At 67.7% G+C, this 26,374-nt stretch carries 28 protein-coding genes; 20 read left to right on the forward strand and 8 right to left on the reverse strand.

Annotated features, from left to right (window positions below; all coding sequences use genetic code 11):
- Nucleotides 1-13: 13 nt before the first annotated feature.
- Nucleotides 14-1,228: a glycosyltransferase gene (locus RYM47_RS00250; RefSeq protein WP_315385278.1), complete on the reverse strand. Its 1,215-nt coding sequence runs from the start codon at nt 1,226-1,228 to the stop codon at nt 14-16.
- A 268-nt stretch (nt 1,229-1,496) separates the two neighbouring features.
- Here RYM47_RS00250 and RYM47_RS00255 point away from each other — a divergent pair, with 268 nt between their 5' ends.
- From RYM47_RS00255 to RYM47_RS00305, 11 genes are all read left to right on the forward strand, one after another.
- Nucleotides 1,497-1,901 carry a hypothetical protein gene (locus RYM47_RS00255; protein ID WP_315385279.1) on the forward strand — a complete coding sequence of 135 codons (405 nt, stop codon included), beginning with the start codon at nt 1,497-1,499 and terminating at the stop codon, nt 1,899-1,901.
- Between the two features lie 436 nt (nt 1,902-2,337).
- Complete coding sequence (gene rpmB / locus RYM47_RS00260) at nt 2,338-2,574, forward strand: 50S ribosomal protein L28 (RefSeq protein ID WP_005411638.1); 237 nt, start codon at nt 2,338-2,340, stop codon at nt 2,572-2,574.
- A gap of 10 nt (nt 2,575-2,584) precedes the next feature.
- A complete protein-coding gene (gene rpmG, locus RYM47_RS00265) occupies nt 2,585-2,752 on the forward strand; it encodes a 50S ribosomal protein L33 (protein WP_170272460.1) in 168 nt (55 codons plus the stop codon).
- Nucleotides 2,753-2,861: 109 nt separating this feature from the next.
- Nucleotides 2,862-4,280: a cardiolipin synthase gene (gene cls / locus RYM47_RS00270; protein ID WP_315385585.1), complete on the forward strand. Its 1,419-nt coding sequence runs from the start codon at nt 2,862-2,864 to the stop codon at nt 4,278-4,280.
- Between the two features lie 40 nt (nt 4,281-4,320).
- The gene (locus RYM47_RS00275) at nt 4,321-5,697 is read left to right on the forward strand and encodes an FAD/NAD(P)-binding protein (RefSeq protein ID WP_315385281.1); all 1,377 of its coding nucleotides are present in this window, start codon (nt 4,321-4,323) and stop codon (nt 5,695-5,697) included.
- Between the two features lie 59 nt (nt 5,698-5,756).
- Nucleotides 5,757-7,949, forward strand: a complete 2,193-nt coding sequence (gene uvrD / locus RYM47_RS00280; RefSeq protein WP_315385283.1) for a DNA helicase II — start codon at nt 5,757-5,759, stop codon at nt 7,947-7,949.
- A gap of 16 nt (nt 7,950-7,965) precedes the next feature.
- Nucleotides 7,966-8,292 carry a low molecular weight protein tyrosine phosphatase family protein gene (locus RYM47_RS00285; RefSeq protein WP_315385587.1) on the forward strand — a complete coding sequence of 109 codons (327 nt, stop codon included), beginning with the start codon at nt 7,966-7,968 and terminating at the stop codon, nt 8,290-8,292.
- A 29-nt stretch (nt 8,293-8,321) separates the two neighbouring features.
- Nucleotides 8,322-8,876, forward strand: coding sequence for a hypothetical protein (locus RYM47_RS00290; protein ID WP_315385284.1), 555 nt, complete (start codon nt 8,322-8,324; stop codon nt 8,874-8,876).
- 154 nt (nt 8,877-9,030) lie between these two features.
- Nucleotides 9,031-9,312, forward strand: coding sequence for a hypothetical protein (locus RYM47_RS00295; RefSeq protein WP_315385285.1), 282 nt, complete (start codon nt 9,031-9,033; stop codon nt 9,310-9,312).
- 85 nt (nt 9,313-9,397) lie between these two features.
- Nucleotides 9,398-10,765 (forward strand): hypothetical protein, encoded by a 1,368-nt coding sequence (locus RYM47_RS00300; RefSeq protein WP_315385286.1) that lies wholly within the window; start codon nt 9,398-9,400, stop codon nt 10,763-10,765.
- 71 nt (nt 10,766-10,836) lie between these two features.
- Nucleotides 10,837-11,283 carry a universal stress protein gene (locus RYM47_RS00305; protein ID WP_070207184.1) on the forward strand — a complete coding sequence of 149 codons (447 nt, stop codon included), beginning with the start codon at nt 10,837-10,839 and terminating at the stop codon, nt 11,281-11,283.
- A 29-nt stretch (nt 11,284-11,312) separates the two neighbouring features.
- Here the strand turns inward: RYM47_RS00305 and RYM47_RS00310 are convergent, their stop codons facing one another.
- Nucleotides 11,313-11,552, reverse strand: a complete 240-nt coding sequence (locus tag RYM47_RS00310; protein WP_315385288.1) for a hypothetical protein — start codon at nt 11,550-11,552, stop codon at nt 11,313-11,315.
- 82 nt (nt 11,553-11,634) lie between these two features.
- Nucleotides 11,635-11,919, reverse strand: coding sequence for a DUF2782 domain-containing protein (locus tag RYM47_RS00315; RefSeq protein WP_315385290.1), 285 nt, complete (start codon nt 11,917-11,919; stop codon nt 11,635-11,637).
- Between the two features lie 97 nt (nt 11,920-12,016).
- Between RYM47_RS00315 and polA the strand changes: the two genes are divergently transcribed.
- From polA to RYM47_RS00330, 3 genes are all read left to right on the forward strand, one after another.
- Entirely contained in the window at nt 12,017-14,788 is a 2,772-nt protein-coding gene (gene polA, locus RYM47_RS00320) for a DNA polymerase I (protein ID WP_315385291.1), read from the forward strand.
- Between the two features lie 357 nt (nt 14,789-15,145).
- The gene (locus tag RYM47_RS00325) at nt 15,146-15,628 is read left to right on the forward strand and encodes a YetF domain-containing protein (RefSeq protein WP_315385293.1); all 483 of its coding nucleotides are present in this window, start codon (nt 15,146-15,148) and stop codon (nt 15,626-15,628) included.
- Between the two features lie 161 nt (nt 15,629-15,789).
- Nucleotides 15,790-16,293 carry a hypothetical protein gene (locus RYM47_RS00330; RefSeq protein ID WP_315385295.1) on the forward strand — a complete coding sequence of 168 codons (504 nt, stop codon included), beginning with the start codon at nt 15,790-15,792 and terminating at the stop codon, nt 16,291-16,293.
- A gap of 25 nt (nt 16,294-16,318) precedes the next feature.
- Here the strand turns inward: RYM47_RS00330 and hemF are convergent, their stop codons facing one another.
- From hemF to RYM47_RS00350, 4 genes are all read right to left on the reverse strand, one after another.
- A complete protein-coding gene (gene hemF / locus RYM47_RS00335; RefSeq protein WP_315385296.1) occupies nt 16,319-17,224 on the reverse strand; it encodes an oxygen-dependent coproporphyrinogen oxidase in 906 nt (301 codons plus the stop codon).
- Nucleotides 17,225-17,233: 9 nt separating this feature from the next.
- Complete coding sequence (locus tag RYM47_RS00340; protein ID WP_315385297.1) at nt 17,234-17,752, reverse strand: hypothetical protein; 519 nt, start codon at nt 17,750-17,752, stop codon at nt 17,234-17,236.
- A 121-nt stretch (nt 17,753-17,873) separates the two neighbouring features.
- Nucleotides 17,874-18,293: an NUDIX domain-containing protein gene (locus RYM47_RS00345; RefSeq protein ID WP_315385299.1), complete on the reverse strand. Its 420-nt coding sequence runs from the start codon at nt 18,291-18,293 to the stop codon at nt 17,874-17,876.
- Nucleotides 18,290-20,656, reverse strand: a complete 2,367-nt coding sequence (locus RYM47_RS00350) for a S9 family peptidase (protein WP_315385300.1) — start codon at nt 20,654-20,656, stop codon at nt 18,290-18,292. Before RYM47_RS00350 ends, RYM47_RS00345 begins: the two co-directional genes overlap by 4 nt.
- Before the next feature lie 216 nt (nt 20,657-20,872).
- Between RYM47_RS00350 and RYM47_RS00355 the strand changes: the two genes are divergently transcribed.
- Nucleotides 20,873-22,270 (forward strand): cytochrome ubiquinol oxidase subunit I, encoded by a 1,398-nt coding sequence (locus tag RYM47_RS00355; protein ID WP_315385302.1) that lies wholly within the window; start codon nt 20,873-20,875, stop codon nt 22,268-22,270.
- Nucleotide 22,271: 1 nt separating this feature from the next.
- Nucleotides 22,272-23,285 (forward strand): cytochrome d ubiquinol oxidase subunit II, encoded by a 1,014-nt coding sequence (cydB, locus tag RYM47_RS00360; protein WP_315385303.1) that lies wholly within the window; start codon nt 22,272-22,274, stop codon nt 23,283-23,285.
- A 28-nt stretch (nt 23,286-23,313) separates the two neighbouring features.
- Here cydB and RYM47_RS00365 read toward each other — a convergent pair whose 3' ends face one another.
- Complete coding sequence (locus RYM47_RS00365; protein WP_315385305.1) at nt 23,314-24,336, reverse strand: pteridine-dependent deoxygenase; 1,023 nt, start codon at nt 24,334-24,336, stop codon at nt 23,314-23,316.
- 96 nt (nt 24,337-24,432) lie between these two features.
- Between RYM47_RS00365 and RYM47_RS00370 the strand changes: the two genes are divergently transcribed.
- The 4 genes from RYM47_RS00370 to RYM47_RS00385 are packed head-to-tail and all read left to right on the forward strand — an operon-like array spanning nt 24,433 to nt 26,373.
- The gene (locus tag RYM47_RS00370; protein WP_315385306.1) at nt 24,433-25,182 is read left to right on the forward strand and encodes a beta-ketoacyl synthase chain length factor; all 750 of its coding nucleotides are present in this window, start codon (nt 24,433-24,435) and stop codon (nt 25,180-25,182) included.
- Nucleotides 25,175-25,972 (forward strand): lysophospholipid acyltransferase family protein, encoded by a 798-nt coding sequence (locus tag RYM47_RS00375; RefSeq protein ID WP_315385307.1) that lies wholly within the window; start codon nt 25,175-25,177, stop codon nt 25,970-25,972. The genes RYM47_RS00370 and RYM47_RS00375 overlap by 8 nt, the downstream gene beginning before the upstream one ends.
- A complete protein-coding gene (locus tag RYM47_RS00380; RefSeq protein WP_102946212.1) occupies nt 25,959-26,219 on the forward strand; it encodes a phosphopantetheine-binding protein in 261 nt (86 codons plus the stop codon). The genes RYM47_RS00375 and RYM47_RS00380 overlap by 14 nt, the downstream gene beginning before the upstream one ends.
- Before the next feature lie 19 nt (nt 26,220-26,238).
- Nucleotides 26,239-26,373 carry a hypothetical protein gene (locus tag RYM47_RS00385; protein WP_315385310.1) on the forward strand — a complete coding sequence of 45 codons (135 nt, stop codon included), beginning with the start codon at nt 26,239-26,241 and terminating at the stop codon, nt 26,371-26,373.
- The last annotated feature ends 1 nt before the right edge of the window (nt 26,374 follow it).

Below are 26,374 nucleotides of genomic sequence, written 5' to 3' on the forward strand. Positions count from 1 at the left end.
CACGGCGGCTTTTTCAAAACGATCGCTTCAGCATGTTTTCGATCAACGTCACTGCAGTATGGACGCCGTGCTCGCTCGACATTGCCTGTCCCAGCGATGCTGCACGGGCACGGACGTCAGGGGACTCGGCAAATGCTATCGCTCTCACCAGCGTGTCGTGATCCAACCGCTTCTGCGAAAGCGGCGCAGGTGCCACGCCCAGGGCCTGCAACCGCGCTGCCCAGAAAAACTGGTCTGCGGCGAACGGCATGACCAGCGACGGCACGCCCGCGCGACATGCAGAGTGCGTGGTGCCGCTGCCACCGTGGTGAATCACCATCGCGCAGCGCGGGAACAGGCCCTCATGCGGTGTAGGGCCGACCACGAACACGTTCGGAGGCAACGGACCTTCCGGCACGCCCGCCCAGCCGGGGAACAACAACACACGTCGCGGCGCCAACGCCTGCAGCAGTGACGGCATCACGCTTCGGTCGAAGCCCGTCATGCTGCCAAACCCCACATAGACAGGAGCAGGGCCTGCGTCCAGGAACGCCTGCAGAGCAGGCTCAGGTTGCCAGTCCACATCCGGCGCGCGCCACTGCCCGCACACGTGGTGATCCGCTGGCCAGTCCGCAGGTGGTGGCATCAGGCTGGGCGAGATACCGTACAGCATTGGCAGATCGTGCCAGAGCGAGCGTCGCGCGGGCATGCCAATTGCCTTCCGCGCCGCATTGATCGGCGTGCGGAAGGTACGCCATACCGCGTGGTTGACCAGGCTGTAGCTCAACCGGTTGAACGGGCCGGGCAGCGACACCCGCGGCAGGAACGGCGAGGGGAAGTCACCGGTGGGCGTCAGCGGAATCATGCCGGTACCAATGGCCGGCACCCCATGGCGCTCCGCTACGCTCATGCCCACGAACGCCGCCAGCCCACCGGTCAGCACCACATCGCAACCGGCCGCCGCTGCATCGGCCTGCCGCATCCACGCCGGCACGTGCCGCTGCGCCATCCGCGCCAGCCCGCGCGATGCCGCCGCCAGATTGTTGCCCCGCGCCACCAGCGCCACCACCTCATCATGGATGTCGCCCTGCAGCGCCGCATGCGGCACGCCCAACGCCTCCGCCGTACCCAGCGTTCCGCCCTCCGCGAGCAGCATCACCTCATGTCCCGCCGCCTGCAGCCCATGGCACAGCATCACCAGCGGCCGGGTATCGCCTTCGGTTCCATAGGTCACTGCAAGCAGCCGCATGGACAGCTCCGCTGATGGGGAAGCATCAGTATCCGCGAGCCGTACTGCATGTCGCGTGTAGAACGGGCCAATCCCGCCGTGTCGATTGCGAGAACTGATAAGCGCATCATGCCTGCGGATACTGGCCGACGAATAGGCTCACTGGCATCTCCCAAGATCCAGCCGAAGGCAGTAGAAATTGTCGTACGGAATATTCCGCGCAGGCGCACGTGCTTACGACCTCACGCACCTTGATCCGTTCTCAGTCCGGGTGTGCGTGCATGGGGTCATGGTCGATGTCGATGTGAGCTTCAGCTTCCATGTCTTCACCGACCAGAAAGGCAAAGGGCCACGCTTCCCCCACCGCACTGAGCAACGCTATTTCTGCATCGCGCGATACCAGCTGAGCCACGCGGTGGCAGACTACATGCGGGGCGCATTCTTCAACGCCTCCGTGCGGCGACACGTCCGCACCATCGCGGGCTGGCCGCATGAGCAGTACTTCTGTACCGATATGGGGCATGGAGACATCATCTGGACGCGGATCTCGCGCCGCGACCGGCAGAATCGAGTTCACGTCTGGGTTGCCAGTGCCTACAACCGCGACTGGCAGGGCGCGGTACTTCCCAGCGGGCAGGGATTGTTCCGCGTTCAGAAGGTGCTCGCGAACAAGCTGGGCATTCCCCGGCCGTGAACGAAAAAGGCACCCCATTGCTGGGGTGCCTCGGAATTACGTCTCGGTGGTGGTGGAACGCGTCGGTTTTCACCTATCCCGCCAATGGCTGAGGAAAGAACGGAGCGGACCCCGTCTTCGCAGCGCTACTATCCCGTTACCGGGTCCGATCAGCAGCACGTAGCGGAATGATGTCATGGGCCAGGCCCGGCCGTACAGGGGCAGGCACGCCATCGTTCAGTCCCGGGCTGTGGATAACCCCTTGCGTCGCCGGCCCCATCCGTGCATAATGCGCGGCTCGCTGTGTCCGGATTTGTCCGGATTGGTGGCCGGGAACACGTCATCCGGTCTGCCCTCGTCAGCGTAACCCTTTGATTCTCATGACGTGTGGCGGGAAACCGTCGAGGCCGCCGTCGCCCGGGCTATGGGCTGACACATACTTTCATCGAGGTGCGCAATGTCCCGCGTATGCCAAGTTTCCGGCAAGCGAGTGCAGACGGGTAACAACGTCTCGCACGCCAACAACAAGACCCGTCGTCGTTTCCTGCCGAATCTGCACGAGCGCCGTTTCTGGGTGGCCAGCGAGAACCGCTGGGTCAAGCTTCGTGTTTCCGCGCATGCACTGCGCACCATCGACAAGAACGGCATCGATTCCGTTCTGGCTGAGCTGCGTGCGCGCGGCGAAAAGGTCTGAGGAGTAGACGATCATGGCAGGCAAGCGCGATAAGGTCCGTATGATTTCGACCGCCGGTACCGGTCACTTCTACACGACCGACAAGAACAAGAAGAACACCCCCGGGAAGATGGAATTCTCGAAGTACGATCCGGTCGTGCGCAAGCACGTCCCGTACAAGGAAGGCAAGATCAAGTAATCCCTTACCGGATTGCCTGATGCCAACGAAAGAACCCGCCTTCCGGCGGGTTTTTTTGTTTCCGGCCGCGCATGGCAGAATGCCGGCACACCCCCACACGGGCGAACCGATGCTGTTCGAATGGCTGCTGGGTTCCTGGTTGCTGCTGCTGGACTGGCTGATCCGGCTGGCGGCGCTGTTGTGGATTCCCAGCCGCACCACGCCGGGGGCCGCGCGCAGCTGGCTGCTGCTGGTCGGGTTCGTGCCGCTGCTGGGGCTGCCGCTGTACCTGCTGTTCGGCCACCCGTGGCTGTCGCGCCAGCGCGTGCAGCGTCAGGCCGAGGCCTCGCAGGTGATCCGTGAAGAACAGGCCTTGCAGCCGCCGCTGCGCTGGACACCGCTGGCCGACACTGCCACCGCCGAAATGGTGCCGCTGGTCGAGCGCCAGGGTGACTTCATGCCGGTGCACGGCAACGCGGTCGAGCTGTTGACCGACTACGACGCCTCGTTGCAGGCGTTGCTGGACGACATCGACCAGGCCCGCGACCGCGTCCACCTGTTGTACTACCTGATGTTCGACGACGGGGTCGGCGAGTTGATCGCCCAGGCCCTGCAGCGTGCTGCCGCGCGTGGCGTACAGTGCCGCCTGCTGCTGGATGCGGTGGGTGCCAAGCGCGGCCTGCGCAAGTACCGTCACCGCCTGCAGGCGGTGGACGTGGACGTGCGCGCGATGCTGCCCGGCGGCCTGCGCTGGCGACGCAACGGGCGCATGGACCTGCGCAACCACCGCAAGATCGCGGTGATCGACAACCGGGTCGGCTACATCGGCTCGCAGAACCTGGCCCAGGCCGAGTTCGTGCCCGGCTTCCCCAACCGTGAACTGGTCGCGCGCGTGCGCGGGCCTGCGGTGGCGCACCTGGAAGCGGTGTTCGCCAGCGACTGGTACATGGAAACCGGCCAGCGCCTGGAAGTGATGATGGTCGAGCCGGTCTGCGCCGACGACGTGCCGACCCAGCTGCTGCCCAGTGGCCCGGCGTATCCCTTCAGCAATGCGCGCGACGCGGTGAACGCGCTGATCCACCTGGCGCGCCGCCGCATCGTGCTGGTCACGCCATACTTCGTGCCCGACGAAGCCACGCTCAGTGCGCTGCGCATCGCCGCGCTGTCTGGCGTGCAGGTGCAGCTGATCCTGTCGGCCAGCAACAACCAGCACCTCACTGCGTGGGCGCAGGAGGCGTATTACGACGAACTGCTGCGCGCCGGCGTGCGCATCGCGCTGTACGAACCGCAGTTCCTGCACGCCAAGCACCTCACCGTGGATGACGACATCGCGCTGGTCGGCTCGATCAACCTGGACATCCGCTCGTTCGCGCTCAATGCCGAGATCGGCATGCTCTGCTACGCGCCATCGCTGGTGCGGCAGCTGATCGACATCGAGGCGGACTACCTGCGCCAGTCGTGTCAGCTCGACCTGGAGGCCTGGCGCCGACGTCCCGCATGGCGGCGCAGCCGCGAAGGCATCGCGCGGCTGGCCGATGCCTTGATGTAGCGCACAGGACCCATCACCCCCATGACCTACAATGCAGCGCATGACTGCATCTGACTCCACGCGCCAGGCAGACCTGGCCATCATCGGCGGTGGCGCCGCCGGTACGCTGGTAGCCCTGAACGCGCTGCGCAACGCCACTGCGTACGTACGGATCGCACTGTTCGAACCCGCTTCCACACTGGCCCAGGGCATCGCGTATGCCACGCCGTGGCCCGAGCATCTGCTGAATGTCCCGGCTGCGAAGATGAGCGCACTGCCGGAACTGCCGGGCGATTTTCTCGATTACCTGCTGGAGGCCGACGCGCTGCCGGGCGTACCGCGCGAAGTGCTGGCCGATACGTTCGTTCCGCGCCGCCACTACGCGGCGTACCTCCAGGACCGCCTCGAGGAGGCCCAGGTCGCAAGCCCGGCCGAGCTGCAGGTCGTGCAGGACGCGGTCGTGGCACTCCACCCGGGCAAACCGCTGTGCGAACTGCGCCTGGCCGGCGGCGACCGCTGGCAGGCCCGCCAGGTGGTGCTCGCCTGCGGCAACAGCATGCGCCCGCTGCCGGCTCCCGGAGCGGATGCCCTCCCGCAGGGCATCGTTGTCGATGCCTGGGACTACGACGGCGTGCGCCTGCTGGCCGGCGACGACGACCTGGCGATCATTGGCTCCGGGCTGAGCATGGCCGACAGCGCGCTCGCCCTGGCGGCCGCCGGCCATCGCGGCCGCATCCACGTGTTGTCGCGGCATGCGTTGCTGCCGTTGCCGCATGCGCATGGCGCCAGCGTCGACTTCGACCCACAGCCGCTGCTGGCGCTGCCGCTGCGCGCGCGCCTGCGTGCACTGCGCCGGCATGCGCGCGACGCCGAAGCACAGGGCGTGCCGTGGCAGGCGGTGATGGACCGGTTGCGCCCGCTCGGGCAGGCGCTGTGGCAGGGCATGGACGAAGACGACCAGCGCCGCTTCCTGCGCCATGTGGTGCGCTACTGGGACGTCCACCGCCATCGCATCGCCGAGAGCGTGCACGCCCAGCTGGAAACGCTGGAGCAGTCCGGCCAGCTGCAGCGCCACCGCGCCCGGCTGGACGCGCTGCTGGTGCAGGGCAACACCCTGCAGCTGCACGCACACAGCGCGAAGGGCGGACTGGCACCGCTGAAGGTGAGCGCGGTGATCAACGCCACCGGCGTGGAGACCCGCGCGCTGGGCATGCGCAACCCGCTGGTGCAGCAGCTGCTGGCCGAGGGCCATGCCCGTCCAGGCCCACACGGGCTTGGCCTGGACAGCGATGAAACCGGCCACCTGCGCACCGCGCAGGGCGAACCGCAGTCGGACATCCAGGTGATCGGCAGCCTGCGCATCGGCACCCTGTGGGAAAGCCTGGCCATCCCCGAACTGCGGGTGCAGGCGCAGGCGGCTGCGGTGAATGCGCAGTAGCGCCTGAACCGGTTGCCGGGCCCGCCCCTGCGCGGCGGCAGCCGGGGTAAAATGGGCACATGGATGTTTCCCACTTGCTCGACGGGCTCAACCCCGCCCAGCGCGAGGCCGTGTCCGCACCGCCCGGCCACCATCTGGTGCTCGCCGGTGCCGGCTCCGGCAAGACCCGCGTACTGATCCACCGCATCGCCTGGCTCAATGAAGTCTGCGGCGTGCCGATGCATGGCATTTTTGCGGTGACCTTCACCAACAAGGCGGCCGGCGAAATGCGCCACCGCATCGACGTGCAGCTGCCCAATGGCAGCCGCGGCGCGTGGATCGGCACCTTCCATGGCCTGGCCCACCGCCTGCTGCGCCTGCACTATCAGGAAGCGAAGCTGCCCGACAGCTTCCAGGTACTGGACTCGGACGACCAGTTGCGCCTGGTCAAGCGCGTGGTGCAGCAGCTGGAGATCGACGACAGCAAGCATCCGCCCAAGCAGATCGCGTGGTGGATCAACGAGCAGAAGGACGAAGGTCGTCGACCACAGCACATCCAGCCCGAGCCGAACGACGCCTGGCTCGAGACGATGCGCCAGGCCTACGCGGCCTACCAGGAGCGCTGCGACCGCGCCGGCCTGGTCGACTTCGCCGAGCTGCTGCTGCGCGCGCACGAACTGCTGCGCGACAACCCGGCGCTGTTGGCCCATTACCGCTCGCGCTTCCGCGAGATCCTGGTCGACGAATTCCAGGACACCAACGCCATCCAGTACGCCTTCGTGCGCGTGCTGGCCGGCGACAGCGGGCACGTGTTCGTGGTTGGCGACGATGACCAGGCCATCTATGGCTGGCGCGGTGCGAAGGTCGAGAACGTACAGCGCTTCCTGAAAGATTTCCCGGGCGCGCAGACGGTGCGGCTGGAACAGAACTACCGGTCCAGCGCCAACATCCTCGGCGCGGCCAACGCGGTGATCGCGCACAACCCGGACCGGATCGGCAAGGAACTGTGGACCGACAGCGGCGACGGCGAGCCGATCGACCTGTACGCGGCCTACAACGAAATGGACGAGGCGCGTTACGTGGTCGAACGCGCGCGCCAGTGGGTGCGCGACGGTGGCAGCTATGGCGACGCCGCCGTGCTTTACCGCAGCAACGCACAGTCGCGTGCGTTCGAAGAAGCGCTGCTCTCCGAACAGGTGCCATACCGCGTGTACGGTGGCATGCGCTTCTTCGAGCGCGCCGAAATCAAGGACGCGCTGGCCTACCTGCGGTTGATGACCAACCGCAACGACGACGCCGCGTTCGAACGTGCGGTCAACACGCCCACCCGTGGCATTGGTGACCGCACCCTGGACGAAGTGCGCCGGCTGGCGCGCAGCCAGGCGATCTCGCTGTGGGAGGCCACCATGCTGACCACCCAGGGCAACGAACTGGCCGCACGCGCCCGCAACGCGCTGGCCGGCTTCCTCAGCCTGATCAACCAGCTGGAGCACGAAGCTGGCGAGATGACCCTGGCCGAACGCATCGACCACGTCCTGATCCGCTCGGGCCTGCGCGAGCATTGGTCGAAGGAGAGCCGCAACGCGCTGGATTCCGAATCGCGCGCGGACAACCTGGACGAACTGGTCTCGGTGGCCTCGCGTTTCGTCCGGCGCGAGGACGACATCGAGGAGACCGGCGAGACCATGAGCGAACTGGTCGCGTTCCTGTCCTACGCCTCGCTGGAGGCCGGCGAAGGCCAGGCCCAGGCGGGCGAGGAGGGCGTGCAGCTGATGACCCTGCACTCGGCCAAAGGGCTGGAGTTCCCGCTGGTGTTCCTGGCCGGCATGGAAGACGGGCTGTTCCCGAGCGCGCGTTCGCTGGAAGAAAGCGGTCGGCTCGAAGAAGAACGTCGCCTGGCCTACGTGGGCATCACCCGCGCACGCCAGAAGCTGGTGTTGAGCTACGCCGAGTCGCGCCGCATCCACGGGCAGGAAAACTACAACGTGCCCTCGCGCTTCCTGCGTGAGATTCCGCGTGAGCTGCTCAACGAAGTGCGCCCCAAGGTGCAGGTCTCGCGCAGTGCCTCGCTGGGCGCCAGCCGCCCGGCCGGCCACGCCGCGCTGGAAGCGCCGCCGCTCAAGCTCGGTGCGCTGGTCACCCACGCCCGCTTCGGCGAAGGCATGGTCACCGACTACGAAGGCAACGGCGCGCACGCGCGCGTGCAGGTGGAGTTCGCCGAGGCCGGCAGCAAGTGGCTGGTGATGGCATACGCCAACCTCACGGTGATCTGACTACGGCATGTCACGGATGACGCGCAACGTATTGTTCATCTGCAGCCAGAACCGCCTGCGGAGCCCCACGGCCGAGCAGGTGTTCGCCGACTGGCCGGGCGTGGAAACCGCTTCGGCCGGGGTGCTGGCCGACGCCGACGTGCCGGTCAGCCAGGAACTGCTGGCGTGGGCCGACCTGATCTTCGTGATGGAGCGTGCACACCGCACGCGTCTGTCCAGCCGCTACCGGCAGTGGTTGAACGGCAAGCGGGTGATCTGCCTGGACATACCGGACGACTACGATTTCATGGACCCGGCGCTGGTCGAGCTTCTCAAGCGCAAAGTGCCCCCGCATCTACAATGACGCATCCCTGATTCCTTATGGATTTTCCCATGTCCAGCACGCCGCTCTCCCTCAACGTCAAATTGAATGCCCGCCTGCAGCCCGAGCATCGCCTTCAGCTCTTCGAGGATCCGCTCGATGCGATGCTGGAAGGCGCCGGCATCGGCGAGATCATGGGCGGTGGCACCGCGATCACCGAAGACGGCGAAGTCGAGTACGGCGATCTCGAGATCCTGCTGCATGACGGCGCTTCACTGCCCAACCTGATCGAAGCGCTCGAACAGCTCGGTGCGCCCAAGGGCTCGCTGATCCAGCGCGAAGGCGAACCGGATCTGGCGTTCGGCAGCACCGAAGGCCTGGCGCTGTACCTCAACGGCACCGACCTGCCGGACGAGGTCTACGAACAGTGCGACTCGAACTACGTGTTCGACCAGATCGTGGAACGCATCGACGGCCACGGCGAAGTCTGCAGCTGGTGGCAGGGCCCCAGCGAAACCGCGCTGTACCTGTATGGCGCTTCGTTCGAAACGATGCGCGAGCGCATCGCCGAGCTGGTGGCGACCTATCCGCTGTGCCAGGGCGCGCGCATCGCGCAGGTCGCCTGATCCGGCGCGGGACGGGGACTTGCCCGCTCCCGCCCGCCAGCTTCGCCCCTGCGGTAACGCGACTCATCCCGGATTTCACGCGGTTCGTCGCGTGCTCCTTGTAGCGCCCCGGCGACGCGCCCAGAGTCTGGCGCTGTCTGCTGGGAGCGCGCACATGAACAAGGGAATCCCGTACCTGATGGCGGCACTGGTCGCGCTGACGCTGTCGGCGGGCTGGGCGGCACCGGTGCTGCCCCTGTTCGACCAGGTGGCCGCATGCCTGGATAGCGGCGGCCATCTGGACCTGCTGCAGCTGCGCTGCGCGCCGCCGGGGGGAACCCAGGACCTGATGCTGGGTGGCTGGGCCTTCTGGCTGACCGCCGCGAGCGTGGTGGTTGTCGTTTTGCTGGCCGCCCGCAGCCGCCCGACGCGTCGGCAGACCCTCACCGCGCAGTAAGCACCCGCACTTTGCAAGCACTCCGAACCGTAGACGGCGGCAGACGCTGTTAGTGTCCGTGCCCTGTTCATGACGGGGGCGACCCTTGATTCCCACCACCGCCAGCGGCGTAGGGCCGCTGCCGCCTGCGGCTGATGCGCCAAGCGGCGCGGTACGCCTCCGCGGGTTGCCGCCGCGGCTGCCGCTCAAACAGGTCAGCAACGTCGAAGCAATCGGCCCGCGCCCGCTCGACCTGGCGCGCTGCCCGGCCACTCCCTGGCAGGGCGCGGGCAGCCAGCCCGCCGTGATCGTGACGCGCGACCACGCGCGCTGGCGGGTCAAGGCCACCGCCGACACCGCCAGCAGCGCCATCGAAGTCACCTTGGGCACGCTGTTCCAGCTGACCGGGTTGCTCGCGCCCGACCACGCGCTGGTGTCGGCGGCGGAGGGCCTGGAGCGCACGGGGCAGCACGTGGGCACCCGCTACGACCCCGCGTTCCAGGATCTGGGCGACTTCCTGCTCGGCGATGCGGCGGCCGATGCGGCGGCGGCGGGCGATCCCGACGCACGCCGCTGCTACGACGCATTGCGTACGTGGCATGCCAAGGCCCTGGCCGACAACGCCGCCCTGCTGCGCGGGGCGGGGGTCGAATGGTGGGCCCTGACTGGCGCCAACGCGCGCCGGCACGCGGCCACCGACCAGGCCCGCTTCGACGCGCTGGAGGCGATGAACCGCATGCTGCCGGTGCCGCTGCGCTGCGAACAGCTGCGCCACTACGTGGTCTCACGCTGGCTGGGCAACTGGGACCAGCTCAACTACCGGCTCGAGAACTTCGGCTACACCGTGCGCGAAGGCGCGTGGGTCGGCATGTCACTGGACTTCGGCTCGAGCGGTCCGCTCGGTTTCCGCCACCCGGAGTCGGGGGCCATGCTGACCAAAGCCGACAGCCGCACAGTGGCGGTGGTACAGCGGCCGCCTTGCCTGTTCCCCATTCCGCGCGCATCTGTTGCGAACGTCGCCGAATTCGATGCATTCGGCCCCGACCCTGGGGCCCTGCACGACCTTCTGACCTGGCCCTACGGCGTCCAGTCGGAGAGCATTGCCGCCACCTTCTGCCCGCCGGTGGCGCCTTATCCCGCCGTGGCCGACACCTTGGCTGAGATGGGCTACCGGCTGGCCCTCCTGCCGCATGCCGCGATTACGCGGGTGATCGAACGCCACTGGCCAGTGGAGACCGCTGGATGGCCGACCCCCAAGGCGATGGCGCAACGGCTGGCTGAACGGCGCAATGCGCTGGTGGCGCGATTCGATCCGGCCCAGGTCCGCGACTGGATCAAGGCCGATCCGGAGCGTGCCAACGGCGTCCGGAAATCGATCGCCGATGCGCTCACTGCCGCACTGGGACCGATCGCGGCGGCGCCCGGTCACGCCGTCCTCGAGCAGGTCCACGCCACCCTGTCCCGGTCCGATTGATCACGCTCAAGGCATCGCCTGCACGCAAGGTGTGCAATGGTGGTCCCATCGCAACTGCCGAGGAGCGTGCCATGTACAAGCGGATCCTGATTGCCACCGACGGTTCGGAGCTGTCGGAAAAGGGGCTGTTGAAGGGCCTGGAGCTGGCCCGCGACCTCGATGCGGAGGTCGACATCGTCACCGTCTCCGAGCCCTGGGCGGTCGGCATGTACGACGCCATGGGCTGGAGCGTGGGCTATATGAACAGCCCCGAGTACAAGGCAGACCGCGAAGAGACCGCGTCGAAGATCCTGGCGCCGGCCAAGGCTGCGTGCGAAGCGCAGGGGCTGCGTTCTACCACCCTGCACGTGCTGGACCGCTACGCCGCCGACGGCATCATCGACACCGCCACCGAGCGCAACAGCGACCTGATCGTGATGACCTCGCACGGCCGCCGGGGCGTGACCCGGGTGCTGCTCGGCAGCCAGACCGCAGAGGTGCTTGCCCGCAGTACGGTGCCCGTATTGGTGATTCGCTGACGTAGTGGCAGGCTCTGCCCGGCACTGCCTTACGGCCGGATCTTCAGCGTCTGCGATTCATCCAGCGTGCCATCGGCCTGCACCACGACGTACTTCTGCCCGGCGCGGTCGTACAGCACCGGCACCGCGTCGCGGAAGATCGGGCGGCGCACGAAGCGCAGCTGCCAGCCGAACTGCTCCAGCGTGTCCACCGTCTGCCGCTGCTCGGCACTGAGCCCCTCGCGCAGCGCGGCGGGGTCGATGGTCTTGCGGCGTTCAGGCGTGGTCATCGGGCACTGCAATGCACTTCGGGAAACGAGTTACCTGCAAGCCGCATTCCAGTGCGGCGGGCAGGCCGGGCACGGCCCCTGCTCACCAGCTGTAAAGCTTCCAGTACACCGGCGCGGTTCCGTCCTTGCTGCGGTCGACGCCGCCGGTCCGGTTGCCTTCGTACATGTAATACGGGGCCCCGCGCGAGGGCGTGACCTTGACCATGCGGAGCTGGCCGCCCACCCGGTACTCCTCGATGGTGTCGCCGTTGTCCATGGTGCGCTTGGCAATGTCGGCCCCGGTCACGTCAACCGGAGGAACGCCGGCACCGCCGGTGGTCGCACAACCAGCCAACACAAGCAGACCTGCCAGCATCAGTGTCTTCATGGACCGGGGTTCCTGGGGCGGGGGAGCCGTGATTATGCCCCATGCCCCGTGATGCCGGTGCCGCGATCGGTCAGCGCGGGGCGCGTAGAATCGTCGCATGAGCCGATTAGTCCTGATTGACGGGTCCAGTTACCTGTATCGCGCGTTCCACGCGCTTCCGCCGCTGACCAACGCGGCCGGTGAACCCACCGGTGCGCTGTTCGGCGTGGTCAACATGCTGCGCGCCACCCTGAAGGAGCGCCCGGAGTACGTGGCCTTCGTGGTCGACGCACCCGGCAAGACCTTCCGTGACGACCTGTACGCCGACTACAAGGCCAACCGCCCGCCGATGCCGGACGACCTGCGCCCGCAGATCGAACCGATGTGCCAGATCGTCGGGGCGCTCGGCCTGACCATCCTGCGCATCCCCGGCGTGGAAGCCGACGATGTGATCGGCACCCTGGCCCTGCAGGGACATCGTGACGGCATGACCGTCACCATCTCCACCGGCGACAAGGACTTTGCCCAGCTGGTGCGTCCGGGCATCGAACTGGTCAACACCATGACCGGCAGCCGCATGGATTCGGACGAGGCGGTGATGGAGAAGTTCGGCGTGCGCGCCGACCAGATCGTCGACCTGCTGGCGCTGATGGGCGACGCCGTGGACAACGTGCCCGGGGTGGAGAAGTGCGGCCCCAAGACCGCCGCCAAGTGGCTGGCCGAATACCAGCACCTGGACGGGGTGATGGCGGCTGCGCCCGGCATGAAGGGCAAGATCGGCGAGAACCTGCGTGCCGCGCTGGAGCGCCTGCCGCTGAACCGCGACCTGGTCACCATCCGTACCGACGTGGCGCTGGACGCCACCCCGCAGACCCTGGCCCTGCGCGACCCGGACGTGCCGGTGCTGGGCGAGCTGTACCTGCGCTATGGCTTCACCCAGGCGCTGAAGGAGCTCGGCGGCCCGGCTGCGGCCGCGGCCACCGCCAGCGACGCGCCGGTCAGCCTGCGCGGCACCGCTGCCGGTTATGCGAAATCACCCGCCAGCGAGCCGGCCGCCGCGCTCGACCCGGCGCTGTCGGCTCCCGGCGACTACGAGACGGTGCTGACCACCGAGCAGCTGCAGGCCTGGGTCGCCCGTGCCGAAGCGGCCGAGCTGGTCGCCTTCGACACCGAAACCGATGCGCTCGACGCGATGCGCGCCAACCTGGTCGGCATCAGCCTGGCGGTGGAGCCGGGCAAGGCCGCCTACATCCCGGTCGGGCATGACTACCCCGGCGCCCCGGCACAGCTGCCCCGCCAGCAGGTGCTGGACGCGCTGCGCCCGATGCTGGAGAACCCGGGCAAGAAGAAGCTGGGCCAGCACGGCAAGTACGACCTGCACGTGCTGCGCCGCCATGGCGTGGCGGTACAGGGTTACCACGACGACACCATGCTCGAGAGCTTCGTGCTCAACTCCACCGCCACCCGCCACGACATGGATTCGCTGGCGATGCGCTACCTGGGCTACACCACGATCAAGTTCGAGGACGTGGCCGGCAAGGGCGCCAAGCAGATCCCGTTCTCGCAGGTGGGGCTGGAGGAAGCCAGCCGCTACGCGGCCGAAGACGCCGACATCACCCTGCGCCTGCACCGGGTGCTGCAGCCGCAGCTGCTGGCCTCGGCCCCGCTGGACAACGTCTACCGCAGCATCGAAATGCCGCTGGTGCCGGTGCTTGCCCGGATCGAGGCCAACGGCGTCTACATCGACGGCGCCGAGCTGCGCCGCCAGAGCCAGGACCTGGGTGCGCGCATGCTGGCCGCCCAGCAGAAGGCCACCGAGCTGGCCGGGCACACCTTCAGCCTGGACTCGCCCAAGCAGCTGCAGGCGGTGCTGTTCGATGAGCTGAAGCTGCCCGCGCTGGTGAAGACCCCCAAGGGCCAGCCCAGCACCAATGAAGAAGCGCTGGAAGCGATCGCCGAGCAGCACGAGCTGCCGCGGGTGATCCTGGAGTACCGGGGCCTGGCCAAGCTGCGCAGCACCTATACCGACAAGCTGCCGGAGATGGTGAATCCCGACACCGGCCGCGTGCACACCAGCTACCACCAGTCCGGCGCCGCCACCGGCCGCCTGTCCTCGTCCGACCCGAACCTGCAGAACATCCCGATCCGTACTGAGGACGGCCGCCGCATCCGTCGCGCCTTCGTGGCCCCGCCGGGGCACAAGCTGCTGGCCTGCGACTACTCGCAGATCGAGCTGCGGATCATGGCCCACCTGTCCGAGGACCCGGGCCTGGTGCGTGCCTTCGAGCAGGGCGCCGACGTGCACCGTGCCACCGCCGCCGAGGTGTTCGGGCGTGCGCTGGAAGAGGTGACCCCGAACGAGCGCCGCGCTGCCAAGGCGATCAACTTCGGCCTGATGTACGGCATGAGCGCCTTCGGCCTGGCCCGCAACCTGGGCATCGACCGCGGCCAGGCGCAGGACTACGTGGCGCTGTACTTCAGCCGCTACCCGGGCGTGCGCGACTTCATGGAGCGGATGCGCCAGCAGGCCCGCGACCAGGGCTATGTAGAGACCCTGTTCGGCCGCCGCCTGTACCTGAACGACATTCATGCACGTAACCAGGGCCTGCGCGCCGGTGCCGAGCGTGCTGCGATCAACGCGCCGATGCAGGGCACCGCCGCCGACATCATCAAGCGCGCGATGGTGGACGTGGACCAGTGGCTGCGTGACAGCGGTGCACCGGCGCGGATGATCCTGCAGGTACACGATGAACTGGTGTTCGAAACCGAAAGCAGTTTCGTCGAGGAGTTGCGTTTGCAGGTGGTCGAGCGCATGTCGCAAGCGGCCAAACTGCGGGTGCCGCTGGTGGTCGATACCGGCATCGGCAACAACTGGGACGAAGCGCACTGAGGGTGTTTCAGGCCGAAAACGACGTGAATTCGTTCATTCGTCAGAGGTTTCTGACTCGATCATGAATGTTCCCCTGATCGAGGTTCATTAAATTGGGCCCCTTCACGAACCGTTAGTGTTCGGAGTGCTTCTATAACTCTCGACAGGCGCAACGCCTGTTGTGGATCTCTCCCATCCCCTGGAGCAGATCTCGGAACGGGGGCTCCTCCCCAAGCGCCCGTTCCCCGGCCCCGCTGACCTCCCCCTGGTCGGCGGGGCTTTTTATTTTGGGGTTCCGTATCTGGTAAGACCGCCTGGGTCGGCCAACGGCCGACGCTACCGATATGCTGCGGTCACCGTCCTCCTGTGAAAACTCCGATGACCGACCTGTTCGACCTGGCCATGCCGTGGTGGGAATTCATCCTGCGCGCGGTGGTGGTGTACGTGGTGGTGCTGGGCATGGTCCGGCTGTCGGGCAAGCGCGCGCTGGGCCAGATCACCCCGTTCGACGTGCTGCTGATCGTGCTGCTGGGCAACGCGGTGCAGAACGCGCTGCTGGGCCAGGACACCTCCCTGGGCGGGGGCCTGCTGCTGGCCGCCACGCTGATCCTGCTCAACTACGGGGTGGGCTGGCTGAGTACCCGCAGCCGCCGCGTGGAGCGGCTGGTCGAGGGTGAGCCGGTGCTGATCGCGCGCGACGGCAAAGTGCTGGAGTCGGTACTGCGGCGCGAACTGGTGACCCTGCAGGACCTGCATGCGGCGATGCGCCAGCAGGGCTGCACCCACATCGACGACGTTTCGATGGCGCTGCTGGAAATCAACGGCCACATCACCATCGTGCCACGCGAAAAGAAGTCGTGATCCGGTAGCGTCGGCCGCTGGCCGACCCAGGCGGTCCCTCACCAGGCGATTCCCGCCAGCGACGACAGATCGAAACCTGAAAGCGCTCCTGCATTTTCCCTGCTGAAATCGGCCGCATCAGGGCCGCCGCCCGGGTGGCCCACGCAACGGAGATGCCTGCCATGCCCCTCGAATCCCCCACCGGTTCCACGCCTCGCCCCTGGGTTGCCGTCTACGCTGGACGTTCCACCGCTACCCGCGTCCACGATGACGCCCCACCGTCCTACGACGAAGCCGTGCGCGTACCGCCGGTGTTGGACGCACCGCATAGGCTGCCGCCCTCGCGTGCGGTGCCGTTGCAGGTGGAAAACCGGGCGCGTAGCTGGCGGCCGTTCTCCACCCCGCCGCACCCGCTGAAACAGCAGCGGCAACTGCAGAAGCAGCTGGAGCGGCGCGAACGCACGCAGCGCAAGCTGGAGGCCGCCCAGTCGCACCTGGACCGGATACTGCAGCGACACGCGGACTTCTCAGAAGCCGGCCGCGTCTACTGTGGCGGCGGCTTGTTCGACGACGAGGAATGCACCGCCATCACCCTGGCGCGGCACGCGGTCGAGCATTACGCAGAGAAAAAGATCGAGCTGCAGGACGCGCATGCGGCACAGCTGCGCCGACGCAACCAGGCGTAGAAGGGCGGAACCCCAGCGGCTGGCATCAACCCAGGTCGAGCCAGTCCCGCGGCACCAGGTAATCGCCCAGCCGCGCTTCGGCGCTGCCGGGCTCGGGCTGGAAGCCGTATTCCCAGCGCACGCGCGGGGGCAGGCTCATCAGGATGCTCTCGCTGCGCCCGCCGCTCTGCAGGCCGAACAGGGTGCCGCGGTCGTAGACCAGGTTGAATTCCACGTAGCGGCCCCGGCGGTACAGCTGGAACTCGCGTTCGCGCTCGCCATGGGCAGTGTCCTTGCGGCGCTCCACGATCGGCAGGTACGCGTCCAGGAAGCCGTCGCCAACCGCGCGCAGGTAGGCAAAGTCGCGCTCGAAGTCGCCATGCAGGTCGTCGAAGAACAACCCGCCCACGCCGCGCGTTTCATTGCGGTGGCGCAGGAAGAAATACTCGTCGCACCAGCGCTTGTGCGCGGCGTAGCGCTCCGGGCCGAACGGCGCGCACAGGTCGTGGGCAGTCTGGTGCCAGTGCTGCACGTCCTCGTCGAACGGGTAGAACGGGGTGAGGTCGAAACCGCCGCCGAACCAGGCCGCCACCTGCTCGCCGTCGCGTTCGGCGCTGAAGTAGCGCACGTTGGCGTGGGTGGTGGGCAGGTACGGATTCAGCGGGTGGAACACCAGCGACACGCCGGTAGCGCGCCACGAAGCGCCAGCCAGCTCCGGCCGGTTGGCCGAGGCCGACGGCGGCAGGCGGGTGCCGGACACGTCCGAGAACCCGATGCCGGCCTGTTCGAACACCGCGCCGTCGCGCAGGATGCGGGTGCGCCCGCCACCGCCCTCGGCACGCTGCCAGAGGTCTTCGGCGAAGCGGGCCTGGCCGTCGGCGGTTTCCACTGCCGCGCAGATGCGGTCCTGCAGGTCGGTGAGGTAGGCGCGGACGCGCTCGAAATCGTTCATGCCCGCATGTTACCGCCCAAACCACCGTTGCACGTCCGGGCGCAGCAGGCGCAGCACCAGCCAGGCGTGCAGGGCGGCGAAGGACAGGGCGGTCAACACGGTGATGCCGGTGTAAAGCACGCGTTGCACGCGCAGGTCGTTGCGTACCTGGTTGGCGTCTGCGGGGTCCATGTGGCCCGGCAGGTGCACGATCAGGTAGCGGAAAATCTCGTCGATCACCCAGGCGCCCACGAAGTTGAGCAGGGCGGTCAACACCAGCAGCACGATGAAGCTCCACAGCGCCCAGCGCTGGCGGCGCAGCAGGCCCCAGCAGGCCACGGCACCGGCCACGCACAGGGCGAACAGCCCCAGGTTCACGGCGACCGCATGGCGGCCGAACCAGCGCAGCGACGGCGGCACCCAGGACAGGTCCGCGCCCTGCAGCTGCTCCTGCAGCCACGCAGACTGGTGCAGCAGCACGGCAAGCACGACACAACCGGCCCAGCACACCGCCGAGACGATGCACATCACCAGGATCGACTTGGCCATCGGGGCGAGAAAGCGGGGCGCGACATCGCCCATGGGCTGGACCGCACGTGCGGCAGCGGCGGAAGGCAGAAGCGGGGGAAGCGTCGACGACATCCGGTGTCCTGGCAGGTGGCGGTGAGGGTCAGCCTGGCGCAAGCGCGCGCGCAGCCGCCGGCAGGATATGGTCTTCGCTCAAGGGTGCCAAGCGGCGCCCATGTGGGGGCCGCAGTGGCACCCAGGCCAGTTCGGCGATCTCGGCGCGTACCTGCGGCGTGCCGCTGACCTGGACGCACCACGCCTGGGCCTGCACCCGGCAGCCGGTTTCATGCACGGCCCAGTCGCTGAACGTTCCCAACGGCACCGCCGTGGCGGGGTCCAGCCTGACGCCCAGCTCCTCGTCCAGCTCGCGCGCCAGCGCGGCCAGCGGCGCCTCGCCCGGCTCCGGCTTGCCGCCGGGCTGGATGAACACCGCCGAGCCATGCTTGCGCACCACCAGCACCCGCTGCGTGGGGTCGGTGATGACCGCGGCGACGATCCGTATCGCCACCGCGGCGTGGCTCACTTCAGGTTCTCGTTGAACAGCTTGAGGATGCGCTTGTACTGGTCCAGCCAGGAGTCGGCACGGACGTAGCCGTGGCGTTCCAGCGGGTAGGGCGCGATGCTCCAGTTGTCCTTGTGCAGCTCGATCAGCTTCTGGGTCAGGTTGACCGAGTCCTGGAAGAACACGTTGTCGTCCATCATCCCGTGCGCGATCAGCAGGTGGTCCTGCAGGCCTTCGGCGTATTCGATCGGCGAGGACTTCCGGTACGCCTCGGGGTCGATGTCCGGGGTGTTGAGGATGTTGGCGGTGTAACCGTGGTTGTACTGGTGCCAGTCGACCACCGGGCGCAGCGCGGCGCCGGCCTTGAAGGTGCCCGGCGAGCGGAACAGCGCCATGAAGGTCATGAAGCCGCCGTAGGAACCGCCGTAGATGCCGGCGTGGTCGCGGTCACCCTGCTGGGTATCGACCAGCCAGTCCAGGCCGTCCTTGTAGTCTTCCAGTTCCGGGTGGCCCATGTTGCGGTAGATCGCCGTGCGCCAGTCGCGGCCGTAGCCCTCGCTGCCGCGGTAATCCATGTCCAGCACGATGTAGCCCTTCTGCACCAGCAGGTTGTGGAACATCTGCTCGCGGAAGTAGGCCGGGTAGCGCTGGTGCACGTTCTGCAGGTAGCCGGCGCCGTGCACGAACATGGCGATCGGGTACTTCTTGCCGGGTTCCAGCTGCTCCGGGCCGTAGTACTTGGCCCAGACCACGCCGGCGCCGTGCTTCGACGGCACCTGCACCAGCTTCGGCTGGATCCACTCGCGGGCCTTGAAGGCGGCCGTGCGGGTGTCGGTCAGCACCTTGGCCTGGCCACCGGCGCTGGGCACCACCGCCAGCTGCGCCGGCAGGTAGGCGCCGGAGTAGCGCACCAGCAGCTGCTGGCCGTCCGGGGACAGCGAGAAGTCTTCCACGCCGTTGAGCGAGGTCAGCTCACGCACCTGGCGCGAGGCGGTGTCCACCGCGCATACCTCGTAGTCGCCCGGGGCCTGCTGGTTGCACAGCACGTAGAAGCCACGGCCGTCGGCGCTGGGCACCGGCATCGAGGTTTCCCACTTGCCGCTGGTCAGCGCCTGCGGCTTGCCCGTGCCCTGCTGGGTATACAGGTGCGAGTGACCGGACTCTTCGGACAGCAGCCACAGGGTGCGGTTGTCGCTGGACCAGCCGAAGTCGTTGAAGCCCCAGTTGATCCAGGCGTTGTCGGTGAGGCGGTGGCGGGTCTGCAGCTTCGCCTCGGCCGGGCTCACGCTGGCGATCCAGCGGTCCTTGTTGTCGTTGGCGCGCAGCAGGATCGCGGCCTGCTGGCCGTCGTTGCTCCAGCGGATGCCGGGCGCGCCGGGGCCGCCCAGGACCTGCACCGGGCGGTTGCCCTTCAGCGCGTCCTTGCCGGCAGCCTTGCGCAGCGCCGCCAGCGGGTCGGTGCCGATGCCCGGCAGGCCGTCCAGCGACAGCGGCTTGACCGTGCCGGTGACCGCGTCGACCAGCCACAGCGCGTTCGGTTCCGGATCATTGCGGCCGACGCGGGTGCGGGTGTCTTCGAATTCCTCGTAGCCCGACTCGGTCACGTACTTGGGCATCTTGCCGCCGCGGCCTTCATCGAAGCCCTTCGGCTTGGTCACCACGATCAGGCTGCGGGTGTCCGGCGACAGCGCGCTGTCGACGATCTCCACCTCGGCGCCCAGGTACACCGGGCCCGGCGCGCGGGTGCTGTCGGCGCGGCGCCAGCTGGCTTCCTGCTCCTTCAGTGCGTCGCGCTGGGCGCGATCGTTGCGCAGGGTGGCCAGGGTGCGCATCTGCTGGTCTCGCAGCACGTCGGCCTTGGGAGCATCGTCCGGGTTCTTCTCGGCCTTGAGGCTGGCCACCTGCTGCACGCCGCCGGCGGCGGTCCAGTGGAACCAGTTCTGGCCGGTCCGCCAGATCACCCCGCCGTCGCGGGCAAAGCCCACCGCGCCGGCCTTTTCGGTGCTGCGGGTGAGCTGGGTCAGCGCGCCGCTGCGCAGGTCGCGCAGGAACACGTCGCCGTTGCGCACGAACGCGGCACGCTGGCGGGCGGCGTCGTACACCGGGTTTTCAACATCCAGGCTGCCGCGCTGGTCATCGGCGACCTGGCTGGCTGCGCCGCCGGTGACCGGCTGGCGGAAGGTGTCGCGGACCGGGCTGCCGGTGCGCTTGAGCTGGTACTCGACCTGCTGGCTGTTCCACGACCACCACGCGCTTTCGACCGGCGGACCGATCCAGTCCGGGTCGGCCATGGCCTGTTCAATGGTGATCGGCGTCGGTGCCGCGTGGGCCGTACCGCCAAGGGCGGCAAGCAGCAGCAGGGACAAGGGCAGCGTTCTGGGCATTGCGGGCAGCACCGTGAAGGAAAACCCGACAAGCGTAGCAGCCGGGCCAGCCGGAGGAAGGGGCAAAAGGTAATGCCCCCGGTAGAGCCACGCCCTGCGTGGCTGCCCCGCCGACCCTGCGACAGAGTGAAGCAGCGCGTCACCGGGTCGCATGCCCTCTTCACTGAAACAGGCCCAGACTGGTGCGGATTCCAGAAATCCTGTTGGAGGCGTCGCTTGGACGCGTTGTTGTTGTCCCGGATCCAGTTCGGGTTCGTCATCAGTTTCCATGTGCTGTTCCCGGCCTTCACCATCGGTACGGCCAGCTGGCTGGCATTCGTGGAGGGCCAGTGGCTGCGTACGAAAAAGCCGATCTGGCGCGAGCTGTATTTCTTCTGGCAGAAGATCTTCGCGGTGTCGTTCGGCATGGGCGTGGTCAGCGGCATCGTCATGGCCTTCCAGTTCGGCACCAACTGGCCGCGCCTGAGCCAGGTGGCCGGCAGTGTGATCGGGCCGCTGCTCACCTACGAGGTGCTCACCGCGTTCTTCCTGGAAGCCAGCTTCCTGGGCGTGATGATGTTCGGCTGGGGCAAGGTCTCGCCGCGCCTGCATTTCTTCTCCACCTGCATGGTGGCGCTGGGCACGCTGGTCTCCACGTTCTGGATCCTGTCGTCCAACAGCTGGCTGCAGACCCCGGCCGGGCACGCCATCATCGACGGCATCGTAGTGCCGCAGGACTGGTGGCAGGTGGTGTTCAACCCCTCCTTCCCGTACCGCTTGGCGCACATGGCGCTGGGCTCGTTCATCACCACCTGTTTCGTGATCGGCGGCGTCGGCGCGTGGTACCTGCGCAAAGGCACGCATGTGGAAGCCGGGCGCACCATGCTGCTGGCGGCGGTCGCCTTTGCCGCGTTGACCGTGCCGGTGCAGATCTTCGTCGGCGACATGCATGGCCTGAACACGCTCAAGCACCAGCCGATGAAGATCGCCGCGGTGGAGGCGCACTGGCATGCGGAAGGCGAGGGCGAAGGGGTGCCGCTGGTGGTGTTCGCGGTGCCCAATGAAAAGGCCGAACGCAACGACTTCGAGATCGCCATTCCGCGCCTGGGCAGCCTGATCCTGACCCATTCGCTCGACGGCACCTTCGACCCGCTGACGTCGGTGCCGGCCAGCGAGCGGCCGCCGGTGGTGCCGGTGTTCTACGCCTTCCGGATCATGGTCGGGCTGGGCACGCTGATGCTGCTGCTGGCCTGGGCCTCGGCCTTCCAATGGTGGCGGGGCCGCCTGCTGGAGTCGCGTTGGCTGGTCCGCGGCTGGAACTGGATGTTGCCGAGCGGCTTCATCGCGCTGGTCTCGGGCTGGTTCGTGACTGAAATGGGCCGCCAGCCGTGGGTGGTGTACGGCGTGCTTCGCACCGCCGACGCGGTGGGTCCGCAGAGCGCGTGGATGACCGCACTGTCGCTGGGCGTGTACATCGTCGGCTACGCGTTCGTGTTCGGCTGGGGCATCTGGTACCTGGTGAAGATCATCCGGACCGGGCCCAAACCGCATGACCAGCAGCCGCCCATCGAGGACGGCAGCCATACCCCGGCGCGGCCGCTGTCCGGCGCCGACGAACCGCTGGAGGAGCGCTGACATGGAGATGACGACCTGGCTGCCGGTGGCGTGGTTCGCGGTGATTGGCTTTGGCGTGCTGATGTACGTGGTGCTGGACGGCTTCGTGCTGGGCATCGGCATCCTCGCGCCGATGGCCGAGGATGAGGAGCAGCTCGATGTGATGATGAACACCGCCGCGCCGATCTGGGACGGCAACGAAACCTGGCTGGTGCTGGGCGGGGCGGGGCTGATGGCCGCCTTCCCCAAGGCCTATGCGGCGCTGCTGTCGGCGCTGTACCTGCCGGTGCTGCTGCTGGTGGTAGCGCTGGTGTTCCGGGGGGTGGCTTTCGAATTCCGCTTCAAGGCGCACCGCTCGCGGCGGCTGTGGAGCGTGGCGTTCGGGCTGGGCTCGCTGCTGGCGGCGTTCGCGCAGGGCGTGATCCTGGGCGCGCTGGTGCAGGGCCTGCAGGTGGTGGACGGCAACTACGTGGGCGGGCCGTTCGGCTGGTTCAGCCCGTTCTCGATGCTGACCGGGGCGGCGGTGGTGTTCGGCTATGCGCTGCTGGGCAGCACCTGGTTGATCCTGAAGACCGAAGGCCGCGAGCAGGCGGTGGCGCGTACCCTGACCCGGCCGCTGGTGGTGGCGGTGATCGTGTTCATGGGCCTGGTCAGCGCCTGGCTGCCGTTCCTGGACTCGCGCCTGATGGCGCGCTGGTTCAGCGACGGCAACTTCTGGTGGCTGTCGCCGGTGCCGTTGCTGACGTTGGCCGTGGCCGTCGCGCTGTGGCGCAGCGCAATGCACCCGCGCCGCGACCTGCCGCCGTTCCTGCTGACCCTGGCGCTGTTCGTGCTGGGTTTCATCGGGCTGGTGCTGGGCATGTGGCCGTACCTGCTGCCGCCGAGCATGACCTTGTGGGAGGCGGCGGCGCCGGCCTCGTCGATGGGCTTCAGCCTGGTGGGGCTGGTGGTGCTGCTGCCGGTGATCCTGGGGTACACGGCGTGGTCGTACCGGGTGTTCCGCGGCAAGGTGCGTGCAGACGCGGGCTACCACTGAGGGTCTGGCAGCGGGGCAGAGCCCCGCTCTACCCGTGAAGGCCTTCGATCTCGACCAGCAACTCGGCCCGGCACACCTCGGCGTGCAGCACCACGAAGGCCGGTGAGCCGGGAAGTTCGGCCATCCGCGCGGCAATCGCCGGCATGTCCCCGGCACGGCGCACATAGACCTTCAGCAGCGAACCGGCGCCCAGCTGCGCTGGCAGTGCCGGACGCTGAAGGCGCGCGGCATCGACCAGGCTCTGCAGGTTGGTCAACGTTTCTTCCAGCTGCTCGCCCACCGATCCGGTGTGCTGCGAGACATGGCCAACGATCGCCGCCGTACCCGACTGCAGCAGCGGCAGGCCGGTGGCCGGCGGCGGCAGCAGCGCGCGCGAGAAACTCGGCGACTGCGGCCCGTACTGGCGCGGGTAGCGGAACGCGCTGACCTGGCGCGGGTTCTCCAGCGGCAGGCCGGCTTCGCGCGCGGCCAGCCAATACACCTGCAGCCTGCGCACGCCGTCGAAGCGGCCGATGCAGGTGGCCGCCGGCAGCGCGGCCTCGTCCAGTTCGCGCAGGCCACGCACGCGGCCCACGCAGAAGCGCCGGTAGCGCTCCTGGTCGCCTTCGCCCTCGGTCACCGCGTCGAGGTAGTTCCAGGTCCGCAATAGATGCGGGAAGCCGCAGGTGCTCAGAAAACCACTCATTCGCGCGTAGGCATCCGCGGCGGCCGCTTCGATATCGCCGTCGACCTCATCGATCTCGATCGCACCGAACAGCACGGCGTCCGTGCTCGACCAGCGAACGCCGTCGCGCACGCCGTGCTGCACCGCGCCACCCCCCTGCCAGACCTCGATCTGTGCCGGTCCCTGTTCGGCCAGGGGCACGCGCAGCCAGCGCGGGTCGTCGCAGGGCGCGGGATCGGCGGAAAAACCGAACACGGCCAGGGTCTGCGGGTCGGCCAGGGCGTCGGCGCGGCGCTCGGCCGGCAGATAAAACGCGCGGAACAGCGCGGGGTTTACCGAGGGTGACATGACCTGCGTGGCCGCTACGCTGTGGATCGTGTTGCTCATTTCAGATTGTGAATGCTGCCAGTGCCGAGGGTGGCATGATAGCGTGCGCTCCTTTCGCGGCGTGCCCAGACACGCTGGACAACCATGTTGGCGTGAATGATCGAGTTCTCAGTAGTGGATTGGTCGGCCTGGGCACCGGGCCTGACCACGAAATCGCAGTGGCAGGCATGGGCGCAGGCGCCGACCCTGCCCGAAGGGTCTGACACGCCGGCGCTGCCGGAGGTGCCGGCCATGCAGCGCCGTCGCATCGAGCGCCTGGGCCGCATGGCCATCCAGGCGGCATGCTGGTGCGAGCAACCTGACGACGCCGGCCAGGTACCCCTCGTGTTCGCGTCGCGCCATGGCGACGTGGCGCGTTCGATGGAACTGCTGGACACCCTGCGCCAGGACGCCCCCATGTCGCCCACCGGGTTCGGCCTGTCGGTGCATAACGCAGTGGCCGCGCTGTACTCCATCGCACGCGGGCAGCGCGGCAACTACCTGGCCGTGGCCGGTGGGCGCGGCACGGTGGAGACAGCCTGCATGGAGGCCTTCGGCCTGCTCGCCGACGGCGCCCCGGAAGTGCGCGTGATCGCCTATGAGTCGCCGTTGCCGACGGTGTACGCGGGGTTTGCCGACGAACCCGACCCGTTCTTCGCCTGGTGCTGGCGGCTGGCCCGGGCCGAGGTACCCGGTACCCGGCTGTCGCTGGGCTGGGGCCGCGATGCCCCGGACAACGGGGCGCCGGACGGCCCGGCAGGGGTCCTGCCGCACAGCCTGGAGGCCCTGCGCTTCCTGCTTTCCGCCGACACGCGCCTGCAGCTGCAGGCCGACGGCCAGCAGTGGACCTGGCAGCGCCGTGACTGAGCGCTGGCCCGCCCGCCTCGACCGCGCCTGGCGCGTGTTGGGCACGGGGATCAGTTTCGCGGCCTTCGGGGTCGGCGGGCTGGTCCTGGGCGGGCTGCTGCCCTTGCTGTTCCTGCTGCCGGCCGCGCGCCGACGCGTGCTGGCGCGCCGGTTGGTCCAATTCAGTTTCGCCAGCCACGTCGCCCTGATGCAGTGGCTGGGCGTGATGACCTATGAGATCCGGGGGCGCGAACGCCTGCAGCGCAACGGCCTGCTGATCCTGGCCAACCACCCGACCCTGATCGACGTGGTGCTGCTGGTGTCGCTGCTGCCCAACGCCGACTGCGTGGTCAAGCATGCTGTCGCGCGCAACCCGTTCATGCGCGGACCGGTCCGTGCCGCAGGCTATGTGTCCAATAGCGACGGCGCCGGGCTGGTCGACGACTGCATCGCCGCCGTCCATGCCGGGGGCAACCTGGTGATCTTCCCGGAGGGCACCCGGACCGAGCCGGGCCAGCCGCTGCGCCTGCAACGGGGGGCCGCCAACATTGCGGTTCGGGGGCGGCTGGACATCACCCCGGTGCGGATCACCTGCACCCCGCTCACGCTGACCAAGGGCCAGAAATGGTATCGTGTGCCATCACGTCGTTTTCACGTTCAGCTGGAAGTCGGGGAAGATCTCCCGATTGCCCCGTTCCTGACCGGGGCAGACGACACGCCCAGGGGGGATGCCTTGGCGGCCCGGCGTGTGACCGATCACCTTGCCCACTACTTTGACTTCGCTGGAGAACCAAGCCGTGCAGGCACTTGAGCACGAGATCAAGGAATTGATCATTTCATCGCTTTCATTGGAAGACATCGCTCCAGACGACATCGATGCCGAGGCGCCCCTGTTCGTCGAGGGCCTGGGCCTGGATTCGATCGACGCGCTTGAGCTTGGTTTGGCCCTGCAGAAAAAGTACGGTGTCAGCCTGTCCGCCGATTCGGAAGAAACCCGTCGCCATTTTTCCAGCGTGCGTGCACTGAGCGAATTCGTCGCCGCACGCCAGCCGTCGTAACGGCGCGTCAGGATTTGTCATGACCAAGAATGAACTTTTCGATCGCATCGTCAGGATCCTCAAGGACAGCTTTGAGATCGAACCGGTGCGCATCACCCCGCAGGCCGCCTGTACGACGATCTGGACATCGACAGCATCGACGCAGTCGACCTGAT

The organism is uncultured Stenotrophomonas sp. (assembly GCF_963519125.1).
Lineage (GTDB): Bacteria > Pseudomonadota > Gammaproteobacteria > Xanthomonadales > Xanthomonadaceae > Stenotrophomonas.

Excerpts from the sequence above, each read along its gene's own strand:
- uvrD (WP_315385283.1), top strand. The coding sequence starts at position 5,757 with ATGGATGTTTCCCACTTGCTCGACGGGCTCAACCCCGCCCAGCGCGAG.
- hemF (WP_315385296.1), bottom strand. The coding sequence starts at position 17,224 with ATGAACGATTTCGAGCGCGTCCGCGCCTACCTCACCGACCTGCAGGAC.
- RYM47_RS00295 (WP_315385285.1), top strand. The coding sequence starts at position 9,031 with ATGAACAAGGGAATCCCGTACCTGATGGCGGCACTGGTCGCGCTGACG.
- RYM47_RS00385 (WP_315385310.1), top strand. The coding sequence starts at position 26,239 with ATGACCAAGAATGAACTTTTCGATCGCATCGTCAGGATCCTCAAGGAC.
- cls (WP_315385585.1), top strand. The coding sequence starts at position 2,862 with ATGCTGTTCGAATGGCTGCTGGGTTCCTGGTTGCTGCTGCTGGACTGG.
- rpmB (WP_005411638.1), top strand. The coding sequence starts at position 2,338 with ATGTCCCGCGTATGCCAAGTTTCCGGCAAGCGAGTGCAGACGGGTAAC.
- RYM47_RS00310 (WP_315385288.1), bottom strand. The coding sequence starts at position 11,552 with ATGACCACGCCTGAACGCCGCAAGACCATCGACCCCGCCGCGCTGCGC.
- RYM47_RS00350 (WP_315385300.1), bottom strand. The coding sequence starts at position 20,656 with ATGCCCAGAACGCTGCCCTTGTCCCTGCTGCTGCTTGCCGCCCTTGGC.
- RYM47_RS00255 (WP_315385279.1), top strand. The coding sequence starts at position 1,497 with ATGGTCGATGTCGATGTGAGCTTCAGCTTCCATGTCTTCACCGACCAG.
- RYM47_RS00370 (WP_315385306.1), top strand. The coding sequence starts at position 24,433 with ATGATCGAGTTCTCAGTAGTGGATTGGTCGGCCTGGGCACCGGGCCTG.
- RYM47_RS00325 (WP_315385293.1), top strand. The coding sequence starts at position 15,146 with ATGACCGACCTGTTCGACCTGGCCATGCCGTGGTGGGAATTCATCCTG.
- RYM47_RS00315 (WP_315385290.1), bottom strand. The coding sequence starts at position 11,919 with ATGAAGACACTGATGCTGGCAGGTCTGCTTGTGTTGGCTGGTTGTGCG.
- cydB (WP_315385303.1), top strand. The coding sequence starts at position 22,272 with ATGGAGATGACGACCTGGCTGCCGGTGGCGTGGTTCGCGGTGATTGGC.
- RYM47_RS00290 (WP_315385284.1), top strand. The coding sequence starts at position 8,322 with ATGTCCAGCACGCCGCTCTCCCTCAACGTCAAATTGAATGCCCGCCTG.
- RYM47_RS00285 (WP_315385587.1), top strand. The coding sequence starts at position 7,966 with ATGACGCGCAACGTATTGTTCATCTGCAGCCAGAACCGCCTGCGGAGC.
- RYM47_RS00275 (WP_315385281.1), top strand. The coding sequence starts at position 4,321 with ATGACTGCATCTGACTCCACGCGCCAGGCAGACCTGGCCATCATCGGC.
- RYM47_RS00250 (WP_315385278.1), bottom strand. The coding sequence starts at position 1,228 with ATGCGGCTGCTTGCAGTGACCTATGGAACCGAAGGCGATACCCGGCCG.
- RYM47_RS00365 (WP_315385305.1), bottom strand. The coding sequence starts at position 24,336 with ATGAGCAACACGATCCACAGCGTAGCGGCCACGCAGGTCATGTCACCC.
- polA (WP_315385291.1), top strand. The coding sequence starts at position 12,017 with ATGAGCCGATTAGTCCTGATTGACGGGTCCAGTTACCTGTATCGCGCG.
- RYM47_RS00330 (WP_315385295.1), top strand. The coding sequence starts at position 15,790 with ATGCCCCTCGAATCCCCCACCGGTTCCACGCCTCGCCCCTGGGTTGCC.
- RYM47_RS00305 (WP_070207184.1), top strand. The coding sequence starts at position 10,837 with ATGTACAAGCGGATCCTGATTGCCACCGACGGTTCGGAGCTGTCGGAA.
- RYM47_RS00340 (WP_315385297.1), bottom strand. The coding sequence starts at position 17,752 with ATGGCCAAGTCGATCCTGGTGATGTGCATCGTCTCGGCGGTGTGCTGG.